This is a genomic window from Streptomyces sp. NPDC029159 (assembly GCF_055564055.1).
Genome location: NZ_JBVHWT010000017.1, coordinates 1 through 17653, shown reverse-complemented (window position 1 = coordinate 17653; position 17653 = coordinate 1). Strand labels below are relative to the sequence as shown.

The 17653-nt window shown below is 70.4% G+C and carries 14 protein-coding genes; 11 read left to right on the top strand and 3 right to left on the bottom strand.

Going from position 1 to position 17653, the window contains the following annotated elements:
- Positions 1-150 precede the first annotated feature (150 nt).
- Positions 151-459 (top strand): hypothetical protein, encoded by a 309-nt coding sequence (locus ACZ4U4_RS26810; RefSeq protein WP_467879241.1) that lies wholly within the window; start codon positions 151-153, stop codon positions 457-459.
- Entirely contained in the window at positions 456-1196 is a 741-nt protein-coding gene (locus ACZ4U4_RS26805; protein ID WP_467879238.1) for a WXG100 family type VII secretion target, read from the top strand. The genes ACZ4U4_RS26810 and ACZ4U4_RS26805 overlap by 4 nt, the downstream gene beginning before the upstream one ends.
- A 119-nt stretch (positions 1197-1315) precedes the next feature.
- Here the strand turns inward: ACZ4U4_RS26805 and eccCa are convergent, their stop codons facing one another.
- Positions 1316-5272, bottom strand: coding sequence for a type VII secretion protein EccCa (gene eccCa, locus ACZ4U4_RS26800; RefSeq protein ID WP_467879235.1), 3957 nt, complete (start codon positions 5270-5272; stop codon positions 1316-1318).
- Positions 5273-5549: 277 nt separating this feature from the next.
- Between eccCa and eccD the strand changes: the two genes are divergently transcribed.
- The 6 genes from eccD to ACZ4U4_RS26770 all read left to right on the top strand — a co-directional run bounded on the left by eccD (position 5550) and on the right by ACZ4U4_RS26770 (position 12602).
- A complete protein-coding gene (gene eccD, locus ACZ4U4_RS26795) occupies positions 5550-7010 on the top strand; it encodes a type VII secretion integral membrane protein EccD (protein ID WP_467879232.1) in 1461 nt (486 codons plus the stop codon).
- A gap of 153 nt (positions 7011-7163) precedes the next feature.
- Entirely contained in the window at positions 7164-7451 is a 288-nt protein-coding gene (rpsO, locus tag ACZ4U4_RS26790; protein ID WP_467879229.1) for a 30S ribosomal protein S15, read from the top strand.
- A gap of 295 nt (positions 7452-7746) precedes the next feature.
- Positions 7747-9963, top strand: a complete 2217-nt coding sequence (locus ACZ4U4_RS26785) for a polyribonucleotide nucleotidyltransferase (protein ID WP_467879529.1) — start codon at positions 7747-7749, stop codon at positions 9961-9963.
- Positions 9960-11339, top strand: coding sequence for a M16 family metallopeptidase (locus tag ACZ4U4_RS26780; protein WP_467879226.1), 1380 nt, complete (start codon positions 9960-9962; stop codon positions 11337-11339). Before ACZ4U4_RS26785 ends, ACZ4U4_RS26780 begins: the two co-directional genes overlap by 4 nt.
- Before the next feature lie 35 nt (positions 11340-11374).
- Positions 11375-12127: a 4-hydroxy-tetrahydrodipicolinate reductase gene (gene dapB, locus ACZ4U4_RS26775; RefSeq protein WP_467879224.1), complete on the top strand. Its 753-nt coding sequence runs from the start codon at positions 11375-11377 to the stop codon at positions 12125-12127.
- A gap of 4 nt (positions 12128-12131) precedes the next feature.
- Positions 12132-12602 carry a hypothetical protein gene (locus tag ACZ4U4_RS26770; RefSeq protein WP_467879221.1) on the top strand — a complete coding sequence of 157 codons (471 nt, stop codon included), beginning with the start codon at positions 12132-12134 and terminating at the stop codon, positions 12600-12602.
- A gap of 109 nt (positions 12603-12711) precedes the next feature.
- On the opposite strand, the gene ACZ4U4_RS26765 is transcribed toward ACZ4U4_RS26770, so the two are convergent.
- Positions 12712-13263 (bottom strand): hypothetical protein, encoded by a 552-nt coding sequence (locus ACZ4U4_RS26765; protein WP_467879219.1) that lies wholly within the window; start codon positions 13261-13263, stop codon positions 12712-12714.
- A 109-nt stretch (positions 13264-13372) separates the two neighbouring features.
- Positions 13373-13612 (bottom strand): hypothetical protein, encoded by a 240-nt coding sequence (locus ACZ4U4_RS26760; RefSeq protein ID WP_467879216.1) that lies wholly within the window; start codon positions 13610-13612, stop codon positions 13373-13375.
- Positions 13613-13842: 230 nt separating this feature from the next.
- On the opposite strand from ACZ4U4_RS26760, the gene thyX reads away from it, so the two are divergent.
- The 3 genes from thyX to ACZ4U4_RS26745 all read left to right on the top strand — a co-directional run bounded on the left by thyX (position 13843) and on the right by ACZ4U4_RS26745 (position 17510).
- Positions 13843-14619, top strand: a complete 777-nt coding sequence (thyX, locus tag ACZ4U4_RS26755; protein WP_467879213.1) for an FAD-dependent thymidylate synthase — start codon at positions 13843-13845, stop codon at positions 14617-14619.
- Positions 14620-14812: 193 nt separating this feature from the next.
- Positions 14813-15712, top strand: a complete 900-nt coding sequence (gene dapA, locus ACZ4U4_RS26750; protein WP_467879210.1) for a 4-hydroxy-tetrahydrodipicolinate synthase — start codon at positions 14813-14815, stop codon at positions 15710-15712.
- A 112-nt stretch (positions 15713-15824) separates the two neighbouring features.
- On the top strand, positions 15825-17510 hold the full coding sequence (locus ACZ4U4_RS26745; protein WP_467879207.1) for a ribonuclease J: 1686 nt from the start codon (positions 15825-15827) through the stop codon (positions 17508-17510).
- The last annotated feature ends 143 nt before the right edge of the window (positions 17511-17653 follow it).

Here is a 17653-nt window from a genome sequence, read left to right as displayed (position 1 = left end):
CGGGTTGTCGCTATTGCCGGATATTACGTACCGCGCATTCCGGAATGAACCGTCCGGCCGCCGAACGGCAGGGTGGCCGCCCTTTGCCGATGTGCTACATCTGAGACGATGTCCGGCAGGTCGCCGCCGATCGAATACGGGGAGAAAAAGATGTCCGACGAAGTCCGGACCGATACCGAGCAGTTGCACAAGCTCGGCACGGTCTTCGAAAAACACGCGGATGATCTGGCTCGGCAGTTGACCGCATTCCGGCGGCGCGCCGATGCCGCCGCACTGCGCGACGGTTTCGGTGACGCGGAGGCGGCCCGTTCCCACGTGGAACTGTACGAGCAGGCCGAACGCGCCCTCGGGCAGCTGCGGGAGCGGCTCGCCGAGGTCGGCGGCGGCATACGGCAGACCGCCGTCTCGACGCAGACGGTCGAGGACGGGCTGGACGCGATGATCAGGAGTGTCGGATGACGGGGCGGGGCAACCCGGAGGCGCTGCACGAGGCCGCGGTCGGGTGGCGGGAGATGGGCGGCCACCTCGACGGCATGGTCCGCGAGTTGGACACACATGTGGCCCGGGCGGCGGCCGCCGACTGGCAGGGCCCCGCGGGCGAGGCGTTCGCCGCCGACTGGCACCGCCTCAAGCGGTCGGTGGACGAGGCGCTGCCGGTCTTCGAACTGGCCGCAGCCGACCTGGAGTCCGCCGCCGCCCGCCCCGCCGCACCGGAGCACGACGCCGGAGCGAAGGACGCCCCGGCGCCCGCCGCACCGGCCGGCGACTCCCCGGACAACAGCCGCGATCTGATGTACGGCGTGATGGCCCTCGGCCAGCTGGGCAACGCGCTCGGCGGCTTCGCCCGGGGCAAGAAGGGCGGCGGCCAGGGCGCCCGCCCGCCGCTGAAGGGCGAATGGGCGGTCTCCGACGCCCCCGCGGGCCCCGACCCGTTCGGCCCCGGCGGCCCCCGCCGCGGCGGCGCCGGCGTCGCCAAGGGCGCCCGCACCCCGGAGGCCGCATCCGGCACCGACGGGACGAAGAGCGTCGCACCGGCGGACAAGAGCTCCGGCGGCGCGGACCCGAAGGGCGCGAAGGAAGCCAAGGAAGTGAAGGACACCAAGGGTGCCGCGGTCCCCGGCGCCAAGCCCGCCGCCGACGTCGCCCCGTCCGATGGCGTCCGTCCCGACGTCGGCAGGCACGGCGCCTTCGGCTGAGACCGGTCGCAGGCCCGCCCCGGCCCCGTACGGAACGGAAACTCCCCCACACCAAACGGCGGTGGGGCACCCCTCCGAAGAGGGACGCCCCACCGCCGTTGTCGTGCCGAGGCCGCGGATCAGCGGCCGCTCGCCGGCAGCCAGCCCGTCTGGACCAGCTGCGCACCGCGCTTGCGCGTGACGAACGTGGCCCGGCCGGGCGTCAGGCTCTGGCCCTTGACGTTGCCCATCAGGGGACCCTCGCCCGGGTCGGCCGAGAGGATCAGGCCCTGGGCACCCAGCTCCTTCGTCCGCTGCATCACCGGCTCGAACGAGGACCGTCCCGCACCCGAGGAGGTACGCGCCAGGATCAGGCGCAGACCCAGGTCACGGGCGAACGGCAGGTACTCCAGGAGCGGCTGCAGCGGGTTGCCGCTGCTCGTCGCCACCAGGTCGTAGTCGTCCACGATCACGAACGCGTCCGGCAGGTCGTACCAGCTGCGGTTGCGCAGCTGCTCCGGCGTGACGTCCGGGCCCGGCATCCGGCGGCCCAGCGAACCGGCGAGACCGGAGATGACCTCCTCCAGCTGCGGCCCCGCTGCGCAGTACTTGTACAGATGGCTCTCCGGGACCTCGCCGAGCAGTGCGCGGCGGTAGTCGGAGACCACCATCAGCGCCTTCTCGGACGGGTACCGCTCGGCGATCTGCTTGGTCAGCAGGCGCAGCAGCGACGACTTGCCCGACTCGCTCTCGCCGTAGATGACCAGCAGCGGGTCGGTCTCGAAGTCGACGAAGGCGGGCGACAGCGTCGTCTCGTCGACACCGATGGCGATGCCGTGCTCCGGGTAGTCGCTGCCCTTGGGCAGATCCCGGGCGTACAGCATCGTCGGCAGCATCCGCACCTGCGGGGCGGGCTCGCCCTGCCAGTGCTCCTTGACCGTCTCCACGAGATTCGCCATGCCCTCGCTGAGCGACTCCGGCTCGCTGACGCCGTCCAGCCGCGGCAGCGCGGCCAGGAAGTCCAGCTTCTCCGGCGACAGACCGCGGCCCGGCTTGCCCATCGGCACGTTCTCCGCGCGCTTGCGGTCGAACTCCGACTCCATCGCGTCACCGAGCCGCAGCTCGACACGGTTGAGGAGCTGGTCACGCAGGGCCGGACGGATCTCGGTGTAGCGGGAACCGGCGATGATCAGGTGGATACCGAAGCCCAGACCACGCCCGGCGATGTCCAGGATGACCGGGTCCAGCTGCTCGTAGTCGGTCTTGAACGTCGACCAGCCGTCGATGACGAGGAAGACGTCGCCCCACTTCTGGTCGGGGAACGCCCCCGAGGCACGCCGCTGGCGGTAGGTGCCGATGGAGTCGATGTTGTGCTGCCGGAAGAACTCCTCACGCTCGTTGAGGATCCCGACGACCTCGGCGACCGTACGGCGGACCTTCTCCGCGTCCAGCCGCGAGGCGACCCCGCCGATGTGCGGCAGCCCCTCCATGGCGAGCATGCCGCCGCCACCGAAGTCCAGGCAGTAGAACTGCACCTCGGCCGGGGTGTGGGTGAGCGCGAACGACGCGATCGCCGAACGGATCAGCGTCGACTTGCCGGACTGCGGACCACCGACGACCAGGCCGTGACCGGCACCGGCCGAGAAGTCCAGGTACATCACGTCACGCCGCTGCTCGAACGGCTTGTCCACCAGCGCGACCGGCACCACGAGCTTGCCGAGCGCGCTGTACTCCGGCGCGTGCACGCCCCGCTCGGGGGTGACGGCCAGCGCGGGCAGCAGCTGGTTGACGGTCGGCGCCTCCTCCAGCGGCGGCAGCCACACCTGGTGCGCCGGCGGGCCCTGACCCTGCATCCGCTGGACGATGACGTCCAGCACGGTGTCGGCCAGCGCGTCGTCCTGCTGCGGCGCCTCCGGCTCGACCGGCGTCGGGTCCTCGATGATCTGCTCGGCGACCGGCGCCGCCGTGAACGGCACCGGCAGCCGGTTGGCCCGCCCGCCGCCGCCCCCGCCGCCGGCGCCCGGCCCGCGGTAGGGACCCGACACGTACGCGGCCTTGAACTGCACCATCGTCTCGGTGTCGTACTTCAGGATGCCGGAACCGGGAACGTTCGGCAGGTGGTAGGCGTCCGGCACACCGATCGCGGTCCGCGACTCGGCCGCGGAGAACGTCCGCAGACCCAGCCGGTACGACAGGAAGGTGTCCAGACCGCGGAGTTTGCCCTCCTCCAGACGCTGCGAGGCGAGCAGCATGTGCACACCCATCGAACGGCCGATCCGGCCGATCTGGATGAACATCTCGATGAAGTCCGGCTTGGCGGCCAGCAGCTCGGAGAACTCGTCGATGATCATCACCAGCGACGGCAGCGGATCCAGCGGGGCACCCGCGGCACGCGCCTTCTCGTAGTCGGTGATGTTCGCGTAGTTGCCCGCCGACCGCAGCAGCTCCTGCCGGCGCTGGAGTTCACCGGTGATCGAGTCGCGCATGCGGTCGATCAGCGAAACGTCCTCACCGAGGTTGGTGATGACCGCCGCGACGTGCGGCATCTCCGACATACCGGTGAAGGTGGCGCCACCCTTGAAGTCCGCGAGGATGAAGTTCAGCGTCTCGGACGAGTGGGTGACCGCCAGCGCCAGCACCAGGGTGCGCAGCACCTCGGACTTACCGGAACCGGTCGCACCGACACACAGACCGTGCGGGCCCATGCCCTCCTGGGACGCCTCCTTGATGTCGAGCATGACGGGCTGGCCGTCCCGGTCGACACCGATCGGCACCCGCAGCCGCTCGTGGAGCGTCCGCGGCCGCCAGGTGCGCTGCACGTCGACGGAGCCGGCGTCGCCGATGTCCATCAGATCCGTGAAGTCGAGGTTGGACAGGAGCGGTTCCTCGCCGTCCGCACCGGCACCGGCCCGCAGCGGTGCCAGCTGACGCGCCAGCGCCTCCGCCTCCGGGATCGACAGGGTGTCGCAGACGCCCTCGTACACCGCGCCGTTGGCCGACTCCAGCACCAGCTTGCCCGGCCAGACCTGTACGGCCAGACCGCCGCGGATCTCGTCGAGGTCGCCCGGGACGACCTCGATGATCGTGACGCCCTGGAGCCCCTCCGCACCGGCGATCACCGAGTCGATCGGCACCTCGCCCGCGTCCAGCAGGACCACCAGGTGCGGGGTGTCCGTCACCGGCGTGCCCTGCGGGTTGAAGCGGCCGCGGCCCTCCAGCTCGTCCGCCAGCAGCTCCTCGACCTCGCCGAGGTCACCGACGACCAGCCGGCGGGTGCCCGCGCCGTCCGTGGTCTTGTCCTGGACGTGCGGCAGCCACTTCGTCCACTCCCACTCCGCCTGCGCACCCGGCGAGGCGACGACCGCGACCATCAGGTCCTCGGGGGAGTGCAGCGTGCACAGCTGCGCCACCATCGCGCGGGCGGCGCCGTAGACGGTGTCCGGGTCGCCGGAGACCGTCAGGTGGTAGAAGGCACGCAGCGACACCGCGAGCGGGAGGTTCTCCAAGTGCCCGTGCTTGTCGAGGAATTCCTTCATCGCGTGCGCGGTCAGCGGCTCCAGCTCGTCGACCGGCGCGGTCTCCGGCGCCTTCAGCGGGGTCGACAGCTGCTGCGGGCCGAGCCCCAGCCGCACCTGCGCGAAGTCCGGGTCGCTCGCCCGGCGTTCCCAGACCCGCTTGCCCTCCGCGACGACCGACCACAGCTGTCCGGGATCGGGGTGCGTGAACAGCTGCGCATCGCGCTGCTTTCGCGCGGTACGTCGTACCTCTTTTCGCTTCTGCGAAAGGTACTTGAGGTAATCCTGACGCTCCTGAACCATTTGCCCGGAAGGGCCTTGGCGGGCTTTGACGATCTGTACGATCGCCATTGCCAGGGTGGAAACCACCATCACGCCGCCCATGATTTTCATGAACGGCTGTCCGCCCATGAAAAGGAATGCGGCCGATGAGCCCATACCCATCATGGGCATGAACATCATCAGGATGTTCTCCTGCTCCCCTTCCCGGGGGAGTTCGGGAGGCGCCTCCAGCGTCACCTCCTCACCAGGAACTTCAGGTGGTAGCGCGCGGGGCGGGCGCTTGACGATGACAACGCTCACCGAGGCATCAGTCCTTCATGCATCTCGCAGTCTCGGACCGCCCCCGTTGGATTCGACGGTCCCCCGAGCCAAGTCCTTGGCCCGACGCAGGCGTTGATCCTACTGTTTGAAGTCAAGTCTCGGGGGGAGTGGGGCAAGCGCCGAATCGGGCGGTACGCTGACGCCCCGCGAGCGTGCCGCGACGGCGAGAAAAGGGCTCCCACGGGGGATCCGTATATGACTCCATATATACGCCACGCACGCGACAAAACACCCAACGGATAGGGGGAACCGCCAGGTGAGCACGACCACAGGTACCGGCTTCTGCCGGGTCACAGTCGCCGCGCCCGACGCACGGATCGATGTGGCACTGCCGGAGGACGTCGCACTCGTCGACATCTACCCGGAGATCCTGCGCCTGTCGGGGCAGTCCCAGGCGGAGGGTGCCCCCACCGGCTATCACCTCGTGCGCCGCGACGGCACCGTCCTCGACGCCGGTCAGTCGCTCGCGCAGCAGCAGATCCTCGACGGCGACCTCCTTCTGCTCAAGCCGTTCGCCGAATCGCTGCCGCTCCCCGTCTTCGACGATGTCTCGGACGCCGTCGCCTCCGCGGTCAAGCAGAACCGCACCCGCTGGAGCGACGACCTCATGCACTACGTCGGCCTCACCGCCGGCGTCCTGCTGCTCACGATGATGGCGTTCGCCCTCTGGTTCTCGAACCCGGTCGACCGCGACATGCACCGGCTGCCCGGCATCATCGCCGGCGTCGTCGGCATCGTGCTGGTCGCCGTCTCCGGCGTCCGTGCCCGCGTCTACGACGACCACGGCTCCTCCATCGCGCTGGGCCTCGCCTCGCTGCCGCATCTGCTGATCGCCGGCTCCGGCATCTTCCCCGTCGAGGCGGGCGAGGGCCCCGGGCGCCTCCACCTCCTCGTCGGCTGTGTCGTCGTCCTGATCGCCTCGGTCCTGCTGGTCGTGCTGCTGCCGCAGGGCGACGCACCGTTCGTCGCCGCCGCCTTCCTCTCGGCGATCGGCACCCTCTCGGTCTTCGCCGCGATCCTCACCGACGCCGCCCCCATCGAGGTCGCCGCCGTCACCGCCGCCGTCTCCATCGCACTCGTCGCCTGGCTGCCCGGCCTCTCGGCCCGCTTCGCCCGCCTGCCCATCGGCTACAAGTCGCCCGACCAGATCGCCAAGGGCTACGACGCCGACCGCGACTCCGAGGCCGTCGACTTCGTCAAGATCGGCAACCAGGCCCGCCGCGGCCACGAACTCCTGCTCGGCCTCGTCGCCGGCTGCTCCGCCCTGGTCGTCGGCTCCGCCGGTGTCGTCCTCGGCTTCTCCGACAACATGTGGGCCCAGCTGATGGCGCTGGCCGCGGGCATCACGATCATGCTCCGCGCCCGGCTCTTCGACTACACCGCGCAGATCGCCTGCATGGTCGTCGCCGGGATCCTCACGATCGTGCTGCTCATCCTGGGCATCGCGCTCCACCCGCCGGTCGACGCCCTCGTCGAGCTGGCCCGCTTCGGCGACTCCGGCCCGCTCAACATCCGCACCGTCTGGTTCTCCGCCAGCATCGCCGCCGGTGCCGCCCTGCTCGTCGGCGTCGGGCTCGTCGTCCCCCGCAAGGGTGTCACCCCCTTCTGGGGCCGGGTCTTCGACATCTTCGACGGCCTGGTGCTGCTCTCCCTGGTGCCGCTCTGCCTCGCGGTCCTGGACGTCTACGCCACCGTGCGCGGCCTGACCGGCAACTGACCGGCGCCCCGCACCCACGACGGCCTCCCGGCCCACCCGGGGGGCCGTCGTCGTCGGCTGGTACGCTGTGTGACGGTCCGCCGTGAGTCATCAAGATTCCCTGTGAAGCCAATCCAGGGACGCTCCCGGACCGATCACCCAGAGGAGTATCGAGTGTCGCTCGACGCCGCCACGAAGAAGCAGATCATGTCCGAGTTCGCCCAGAAGGAAGGCGACACCGGCTCCCCCGAGGTCCAGGTGGCCCTGCTCTCCCGCCGTATCTCGGACCTGACCGAGCACCTCAAGACCCACAAGCACGACCACCACTCCCGCCGTGGTCTGCTGCTGCTCGTCGGCCAGCGCCGCCGCCTGCTGCAGTACCTGGCGAAGAAGGACATCACGCGCTTCCGTGCGCTGGTCGAGCGCCTGGGCATCCGCCGCGGCGCGGCGGGCGCCAAGTAAGACGCCGTGAAGGGAGCGGTTCCCACCGGGGGCCGCTCCCTTTGCCGTACGCACCGGACACCGGCGTCGCCGCGAGGCGGCCGGAAGCTTTGTAGTCTGGTGTCACGAGTACAACCGAACGAGGGGGAGCGCCCCCTGGCCGCCGGTCCTCGGTAGTGGCCCCCGGACGTGCGCCGCACGACATCTCCGCGGCCCCGCCCCGGGAGCTTCGATCGAAGACCGGCCCGTACCGGCGCTCCGCCGACGAAGGTCCGCCGCCACACGGGCGGCGGACGCTGACGAGGAGATTTTCTTGGTGGAGAACGAGACCCACTACGCTGAAGCCGTCATCGACAACGGCACCTTCGGCACCCGCACCATCCGCTTCGAGACGGGCCGCCTGGCCAAGCAGGCCGCCGGCTCCGCCGTCGCGTACCTGGACGACGACACCATGGTGCTGTCGGCCACGTCCGCGTCGAAGAAGCCCAAGGACCAGCTCGACTTCTTCCCCCTGACGGTCGACGTCGAGGAGCGGATGTACGCGGCCGGCAAGATCCCCGGCTCCTTCTTCCGCCGCGAGGGCCGGCCCTCCGAGGACGCGATCCTCACCTGCCGCCTGATCGACCGCCCGCTGCGCCCCTCCTTCGCGAAGGGCCTGCGCAACGAGATCCAGATCGTCGAGACGATCATGGCGCTCAACCCCGACCACCTCTACGACGTGGTCGCCATCAACGCCGCCTCCTGCTCCACGCAGCTGGCCGGCCTGCCCTTCTCCGGCCCGATCGGCGGCACCCGTGTCGCGCTGATCAACGGCCAGTGGGTCGCCTTCCCGACCCACACCGAGCTGGAGAACGCCGCCTTCGACATGGTCGTCGCCGGCCGTGTGCTGCCCGACGGCGACGTCGCGATCATGATGGTCGAGGCCGAGGCCACCGAGAAGACCGTCCAGCTGGTCAAGGACGGCGCCGAGGCCCCGACCGAAGAGGTCGTCGCCGCCGGTCTGGAGGCCGCCAAGCCCTTCATCAAGGTGCTGTGCAAGGCCCAGGCCGACCTCGCCGCCAAGGCCGCGAAGCCGACCGGCGAGTTCCCCGTCTTCCTCGACTACCAGGACGACGTCCTGGAGGCGCTCACCGCCGCGGTCAAGGACGAGCTGGCCCAGGCGCTGACCATCGCCGGCAAGCAGGAGCGGGAGAACGAGCTCGACCGCGTCAAGGAGATCGCCGCCGAGAAGCTGCTCCCGCAGTTCGAGGGCCGCGAGAAGGAGATCTCCGGTGCCTACCGCGCGCTGACCAAGAAGCTGGTCCGCGAGCGCGTCATCAAGGACAAGGTCCGCATCGACGGCCGTGGCGTCACGGACATCCGTACGCTCGCCGCCGAGGTCGAGGCCATCCCGCGCGTGCACGGCTCGGCGCTGTTCGAGCGTGGCGAGACCCAGATCCTGGGCGTCACCACCCTCAACATGCTCCGCATGGAGCAGCAGCTGGACACCCTCTCCCCGGTGACCCGCAAGCGCTACATGCACAACTACAACTTCCCGCCGTACTCCGTCGGTGAGACCGGCCGCGTGGGCTCGCCCAAGCGCCGCGAGATCGGCCACGGTGCGCTCGCCGAGCGCGCCATCGTGCCGGTCCTGCCGACCCGCGAGGAGTTCCCCTACGCGATCCGCCAGGTCTCCGAGGCGCTGGGCTCCAACGGCTCGACGTCCATGGGCTCGGTCTGCGCCTCCACCATGTCGCTGCTGAACGCCGGTGTGCCCCTCAAGGCCCCGGTCGCCGGTATCGCCATGGGCCTGATCTCCCAGGAGATCGACGGCAAGACCCACTACGTCGCCCTCACCGACATCCTCGGTGCGGAGGACGCCTACGGCGACATGGACTTCAAGGTCGCCGGTACCAAGCAGTTCGTCACCGCCCTGCAGCTCGACACCAAGCTCGACGGCATCCCCGCCTCGGTCCTGGCCGCCGCGCTCAAGCAGGCCCGCGACGCCCGCCTCCACATCCTCGATGTGATGAACGAGGCCATCGACGTCCCGGACGAGATGTCCCCCAACGCCCCGCGGATCATCACCGTCAAGATCCCCGTGGACAAGATCGGTGAGGTCATCGGCCCCAAGGGCAAGATGATCAACCAGATCCAGGAGGACACCGGCGCCGACATCACGATCGAGGACGACGGCACCATCTACATCGGTGCCGCCGACGGCCCGGCCGCCGAGGCCGCCCGCGCCACGATCAACGGCATCGCCAACCCGACCATGCCGGAGGTCGGCGAGCGCTACCTGGGCACCGTCGTGAAGACGACGACCTTCGGTGCGTTCGTCTCCCTGCTCCCGGGCAAGGACGGCCTGCTGCACATCTCGCAGATCCGCAAGCTCGCCGGTGGCAAGCGCGTGGAGAACGTCGAGGACGTGCTCGGCGTCGGCGCCAAGGTGCAGGTCGAGATCGCCGAGATCGACCAGCGCGGCAAGCTCTCCCTGATCCCCGTGATCGAGGACGAGGACGGCGACGACAAGAAGGACGACGCCGCCAAGTGACGTCCCGCACTCACCGGACGACGGCCCGCACCTCTTCGGAGGGGCGGGCCGTCGCCCGTACCCAAACACTCCTCAAGGGCGAGGGCGGCGCGGGCACCGTCCGCCGGACCGTCCTCCCCGGCGGCCTGCGGGTGGTCACCGAGACCCTCCCCACCGTCCGCTCGGTCAGCTTCGGCATCTGGGCACACGTCGGCTCCCGCGACGAGACCCCGTCGCTCAACGGCGCCACCCACTACCTGGAGCACCTGCTCTTCAAGGGCACCGAGCGGCGCAGTGCCCTGGACATCTCCGCGGCCGTCGACGCCGTCGGCGGTGAGATGAACGCCTTCACCGCGAAGGAATACACCTGCTACTACGCGCGGGTCCTCGACACGGACCTGCCGCTCGCCATCGACGTCGTCTGCGACATGCTCACCGGTTCGCTGATCGAGCCCGAGGACGTCGAGGCCGAGCGCGGGGTGATCCTCGAAGAGATCGCGATGACCGAGGACGACCCGGGCGACGGCGTCCACGACCTCTTCGCGCACACGATGCTCGGCGACACGCCTCTGGGCCGCCCGGTCCTCGGCACCCCCGACACCGTCAACGCCCTCACCCCCGCGCGGATCCGCCGCTTCTACAAGAAGCACTACGACCCCACGCACCTCGTCGTCACCGCCGCCGGCAACGTCGACCACGCCAAGGTCGTCCGCCTGGTCCGCCGCGCCTTCGAGCGGGCCGGCGCCCTCGACACCGCGGCCGCCACCCCGCTCGCCCCGCGCGCGGGCTCCCGCACGCTGCGCGGCGGGGGCCGCGTCGAGCACCTGAACCGCAAGTCCGAGCAGGCCCACGTCATCCTCGGCACCCCGGGCCTCGCCCGCTCGGACGAGCGCCGCTGGGCCCTGGGCGTCCTCAACACCGCCCTCGGCGGCGGGATGAGCTCCCGCCTCTTCCAGGAGGTCCGCGAGAAGCGCGGCCTGGCCTACAGCGTGTACTCGTACACCTCCGGCTACGCCGACTGCGGCCTGTTCGGCGTCTACGCGGGCTGCCGCCCCAACCAGGTGCGCGACGTCCTCGCGATCTGCCGCGACCAGCTCGACCAGGTCGCCTCCGAGGGCCTCACCGACGACGAGATCCGCCGGGCCATCGGCCAGCTGCGCGGCTCCACCGTCCTCGGCCTGGAGGACTCCGGCGCCCTGATGCACCGCATCGGCAAGAGCGAGCTGTGCTGGGGCGCCCAGCTCTCCGTCGACGAGATGCTGGAGCGGATAGCCGCGGTCACCCCCGACGAGGTCCGGGAGGTGGCCCGTGAGGTCCTGGGCGCGCGACCGTCGCTGTCCGTCATCGGACCGTTGAAGGACCGGCAGGCCGACCGGCTGCACGAAGCCGTCGCCTGACCCGTTCGCCGTACCACCGAGAGAGAGCTGACACGATGAGCAAGCTGCGCGTGGCCGTGATCGGCGCCAAGGGCCGGATCGGCTCGGAAGCCGTCAAGGCCGTCGAGGCCGCCGAGGACATGGAACTGGTCGCGGCGCTGGGCCGCGGCGACTCCCTGGAGGCGCTGACCGACGCCGGCGCCCAGGTCGCCGTCGAGCTGACCAACCCGGACGCCGTCATGGGCAACCTCGACTTCTGCGTCCGCCACGGCATCCACGGCGTGGTCGGGACGACCGGCTGGACCGACGAACGCCTCGCGCAGCTGCGCACCGCGCTGGCCGCCTCCCCGGGGACCGGCGTGCTCATCGCGCCGAACTTCTCCGTCGGCGCCGTGCTGACCATGACCTTCGCCCGGCAGGCCGCCAAGTTCTTCGAATCGGCCGAGGTCATCGAGTTGCACCACCCGAACAAGGCGGACGCCCCGTCCGGTACGGCCACCCGCACCGCGCAGCTCGTCGCCGCGGCCCGCGAGGAGGCCGGCTGCGCCCCGCAGCCCGATGCCACCAGCACCGCGCTGGACGGCGCCCGCGGCGCGGACGTCGACGGCGTCCCCGTCCACTCGGTACGGCTGCGCGGGCTCCTCGCCCACCAGGAGGTGCTGTTCGGCGGCGTGGGGGAGACCCTCACCATCCGCCACGACTCGCTGCACCACAGCAGCTTCATGCCGGGCATCCTGCTCGGCGCACGCCGTGTGGTGTCCACCCCGGGCCTGACGGTGGGCCTGGAAAACTTCCTCGACCTGGGCTGACGTCATGGGCGGAAAGATCACCTACTTCTTCCTCGCGACCGTGCTGGTGCTGGTCTTCGGCGTGGTCGCGATGGAGGGCGTCCTGCTCCTGCTGACCGGGGAGCCGGCCGCGATGGGCATGGGCGCCATAGCCTTTGTCCTGCCGGTCATCGGCGCCTGGTTCCTCTGGCACAACACCCGCTTCGCCCGCGACGCCCACCGCCTCGGCCGTGAGCTGGCGGCCGAGGAGGGCGCCGAGGGCGCTGCGGACGTCGAGGACGAGGCGCCGGCCCGCACCCCGGGCGGCCGGATCGACCGGGACGCCGCCGATGCGATCTTCGCCCGGCGGCAGGCCGAGACGGAGGAGGCACCCGACGACTGGCGGTCCTGGTTCCGTCTCGCCGTCGCCTACCACGACGCCCGCGACACCCCCCGCGCCCGCAAGGCCATGCAGCGCGCCATCGCCCTCCATGACGGGGCCCCGGCGCGTACCTGAGCGCGTGACCTGGGCGTACGTCCACGGGCCTGCGCGATCACGACTGACATGACGACGGCGTCCGGCCGGGAGAATCTCCCGGCCGGGCGCCGTCGTCGTACGTCCGCGGCTATCTGCGGTACTCCGCGGCCCACGCCTCCAGGACGTCGGCCGCCCGCTCGAACGCCTCCGAGCGGGAGAGGAAGTCGGCGTCGTGGTCGGTGAGCAGCACCCGCGACGTACCGGACGCCCGCCGGTCGACCAGTGCCTGCCCCTGGACCGTCCGGGGCAGCCCCAGCCAGCGCACCGGCTGCTGCACCGTCCGCAGCGCCCCGGTGGCGCTCCACGCCTCGGTGACCGTGGAGAACAGGCCGACCCGCCGCAGCCCGTGCGCGCTGACCCAGACCCCCATCCGCAGCATCCGCAGCGCCAGACCGATGACGACCAGCGCCAGCACCACGCAGGTCACGGCGCCCGGCAGCGAACCGGCGAAGCCGATGATCATGGCGGAGAGCAGCACGAACGACGCCAGCAGCAGGGCCACGGCCGAGATCCCCACCCGCCAGGGGCCGGGACGGTACGGCCGCCGCCAGCGCTCTGGCGCCTCGTGGGGCAGCGGCGGGGCCGCCGTACGGTCGTCGACGTCGAGGTCGCGGTCGGCCGTCAGGAAGGGCAGGGGCACGGCTGATCCTCACTCAGGGCACTGATGGAAGCTGTGACCGGTGAGGCTATCGGCAGTGCGCAGCCGGAACCACCCGAGCCCTCCGGCACGGGTGGTTCGGGCCCGCAGGTCAGCGGTGCGCGGCCTCGGACTGATGCGTGGTGGCTGCGCCCGGGGTCTCCTGCTGCAGCGCCGGAACCCCGAACAGCAGGGAGCCGGCCAGGCCCCCCACCACGGTCAGGGTGATCAGCGTGCGGCCCGCCAGCTGGGAGCGCGAGGCGCGTTCCCGGGGCGGGGGAGTGACATTGCTGCGGAACCGGTCTGCCTCGGCGACGAAGGCGAACGGGACGGGCTCACGCCGGCGGAACATCTGGGGCTCTCCTAGGAACCTCGAAGTGGGCACTTTCACAGAGTGAGACGCTTGAGGCGTCCGTTTGGTGCCCGTTTCCAGTAACTTCTGTGAAAAATATCAACGGCCCCGCCCGCTCCGGACACCGGGGTCCCTTTTGCCCGCTAACACCGCATCAGGCGGGATTTCCCGCGCTGTCAGTGGCGGGCCGTAGGCTGGACGCCGCACGGAACGAACGGAAGGAACCACCGGTGTCCCAGACCCCCGCCGCGAGCACGCAGAGCCCTGACGGCCCTGACAGCTCCGACAGCGATCTTGCCCGCTTCCGGAGCGAGGTGACGGTCGAGCTGGTCAAGCACAGCGCCGCGGACAGCGACGTGCTCTGGGCGGCCCGCGTCTCCACGGCCGGTGAGCAGTCCCTCGAAGAGCTGCAGAAGGACCCGGAGCGCTCCAAGGGTCTGATCAACTACCTGATGCGCGACCGGCACGGCAGCCCGTTCGAGCACAACAGCATGACCTTCTTCATCAGCGCCCCGATCTTCGTCTTCCGCGAGTTCATGCGCCACCGCGTCGGCTGGTCGTACAACGAGGAGTCCGGCCGCTACCGCCGCCTGGAGCCCGTCTTCTACGTCCCCGGCGCCGACCGCAAGCTCGTCCAGCAGGGCCGCCCCGGCAAGTACGAGTTCGTCGAGGGCACCCCCGAGCAGCACGAGCTGACCAGCCGCGCCATGGAGGACTCCTACCGCCGGGCGTACGCCGCCTATCAGGAGATGCTCGCCGCCGGCGTCGCCCGCGAGGTCGCCCGCGCCGTCCTGCCGGTCGGCCTCTACTCCTCCATGTACGCCACCTGCAACGCCCGCTCCCTGATGCACTTCCTCGGGCTGCGCACCCAGCACGAGCAGGCGAAGGTGCCGTCCTTCCCGCAGCGCGAGATCGAGATGGTCGGCGAGCAGATGGAGGCCCACTGGGCCCGGCTGATGCCGCTCACGTACGGCGCATTCAACGCCAACGGCCGCATCGCCCCGTAAGCCGCCGACCTGCACCGCGGCACCTCCGGGGCCCCGACCCGGGAGGTGTCCGTATTGCAGCATTTTGAGAACTTCATCTACGCTGAAGAAACGGACCCGGCACTGCTTGAACCCCCGAGCAGGCAGTGCCGGAGTCCACATCCCGGCTCCCCGGCGGCACATCCAGCGGGGAGCTACGAGTAGCGTGGGACCCATGGCTCCGACTTCCACACCGCAGACCCCGTTCGGGCGGGTGCTGACCGCCATGGTCACGCCGTTCACGGCGGATGGCGATCTCGACCTCGACGGCGCGCAGCGGCTCGCCGCCCATCTGGTGGACGCCGGCAACGACGGTCTCGTCGTCAACGGCACCACCGGAGAGTCCCCGACCACCAGCGACGCGGAGAAAGCTCAGCTGGTCCGCGCCGTGGTCGACGCCGTCGGTGACCGCGCCTTCGTGGTGGCCGGAGCCGGAACCAACGACACCCGGCACAGCGTGGAGCTGGCCCGCGCCGCACAGGACGCCGGCGCCCACGGCCTGCTCGCGGTGACGCCGTACTACAGCAAGCCGCCCCAGGAAGGACTCCTGCGGCACTTCACGGCCATCGCCGACACCACCGACCTGCCGGTGATGCTGTACGACATCCCGGGCCGCAGCGGTGTCCCGATCAACACCGAAACGATTGTCCGGCTGGCGGAGCACCCCCGGATCGTCGCCAACAAGGACGCCAAGGGCGACCTCGGCCGCGCGAGCTGGGCCATCGCCCGCTCCGGCCTCGCCTGGTACAGCGGCGACGACATGCTCAACCTCCCGCTGCTCTCCGTCGGCGCCGTCGGCTTCGTCTCCGTCGTCGGCCATGCCGTCACCCCCGAGCTGCGCGCCCTGCTGGACGCCCACCTCGCCGGTGACGTCACCAAGGCGACGGAGATCCACCAGAAGCTGCTGCCGGTCTTCACCGGCATGTTCCGCACCCAGGGCGTCATCACCACCAAGGCGGCCCTCGGCCTGCAGGGCCTGCCCGGCGGGCCGCTGCGCCTGCCGCTGGTGGAGTTGGCCCCCGAGGAGACGGAGCAGCTGACGCGGGACCTCGCCGCCGGCGGGGTACAACTCTGAGCACAGACTTCACAACTGAAAACGGCCCCCAACCGCCCCACAGCAAGTGCACGAATGTCATGCGCGCCACGTGCCCCGACGGCAGCGTGGCGCGCGTGGTGAGGAGAGTCTTTTGAGTCATCCGCATCCCGAACTCGGCCGTCCCCCGAAGCTCCCCAAGGGCGGCCTGCGGGTCACACCCCTCGGCGGTCTGGGAGAGATCGGCCGCAACATGACGGTCTTCGAGTACGGAGGCCGGCTGCTGATCGTCGACTGCGGAGTGCTCTTCCCCGAGGAGGAGCAGCCCGGAATCGACCTGATCCTGCCGGACTTCACGTCCATCAGGGACCGGCTCGACGACATCGACGGCATCGTGCTCACGCACGGTCACGAGGACCACATCGGCGGCGTCCCCTACCTCCTGCGGGAGAAGCCGGACATCCCGCTGATCGGCTCCAAGCTGACCCTCGCGCTCATCGAGGCGAAGCTCCAGGAGCACCGCATCCGTCCGTACACCCTGGAGGTCAAGGAAGGCCACCGGGAGCGGATCGGTGCGTTCGACTGCGAGTTCGTCGCCGTCAACCACTCCATCCCGGACGCCCTCGCGGTCGCCATCCGCACCCCCGCGGGCATGGCGGTGCACACCGGCGACTTCAAGATGGACCAGCTGCCGCTGGACCGCCGGCTGACCGACCTGCCGGCGTTCGCCCGGCTCGGCGAGGAGGGCATCGACCTGCTCCTCACCGACTCGACCAACGCCGAGGTCCCCGGCTTCGTGCCGCCGGAGCGGGACATCTCCAACGTCCTGCGCACGGTCTTCGCCAATGCGCAGAAGCGCATCATCGTGGCGAGCTTCGCCAGCCACGTCCACCGCATCCAGCAGATCCTCGACGCCGCCCACGAGTACGGCCGCCGGGTCGCCTTCGTCGGCCGCTCGATGGTCCGCAACATGGGCATCGCCCGTGAGCTGGGTTACCTCAAGGTCCCCGCGGGCCTGGTCGTCGACGTCAAGACGCTCGACGACCTGCCGGACGACGAGGTCGTGCTGGTCTGCACCGGCTCCCAGGGCGAGCCGATGGCGGCGCTGTCCCGGATGGCCAACCGTGACCACCAGATCCGGATCGTCCCCGGTGACACCGTGATCCTCGCGTCGTCCCTCATCCCGGGCAACGAGAACGCGGTCTACCGCGTGATCAACGGCCTGACCCGCTGGGGCGCCGACGTCGTCCACAAGGGCAACGCCAAGGTCCACGTCTCGGGCCACGCCTCGGCCGGCGAGCTGCTGTACTTCTACAACATCTGCAAGCCGAAGAACCTCATGCCGGTGCACGGTGAATGGCGCCATCTGCGCGCCAACGCCGAGCTGGGCGCCCTGACCGGCGTGCCCAAGGACCGGATCGTGATCGCCGAGGACGGCGTCGTGGTCGATCTGGTCAACGGCGTCGCGAAGATCGTCGGCAAGGTGCAGGCGGGATACGTGTACGTCGACGGCCTCTCGGTCGGCGACGTCACCGAGACCCACCTCAAGGACCGCCGCATCCTCGGCGACGAGGGCATCATCTCGGTCTTCGTGGTCGTGGACAGCAGCACCGGCAAGATCGTCGGTGGCCCGCACATCCAGGCCCGCGGCTCCGGCATCGACGACTCGACCTTCTCCGCGGTCATCCCGAAGATCGACGAGGCCCTGGCCAGGTCGGCCCAGGACGGCGTCGTGGAGCCGCACCAGCTCCAGCAGCTGATCCGCCGCACGATCGGCAAGTGGGTGTCGGACAACTACCGTCGCCGCCCGATGATCCTTCCCGTGGTCGTCGAGGTCTGACAGGTACGGCCGCCGACAGGCACGCCCGAGGAGCGGGGGGGGGGGGGGGGGGGGGGGGGGGGGGGGGGGGGGGGGGGGGGGGGGGGGGTGGGGGGAGGGGGGGGAGAAAAGAGAAACCAGGAGGGGCGACAGAGGCCGATAGG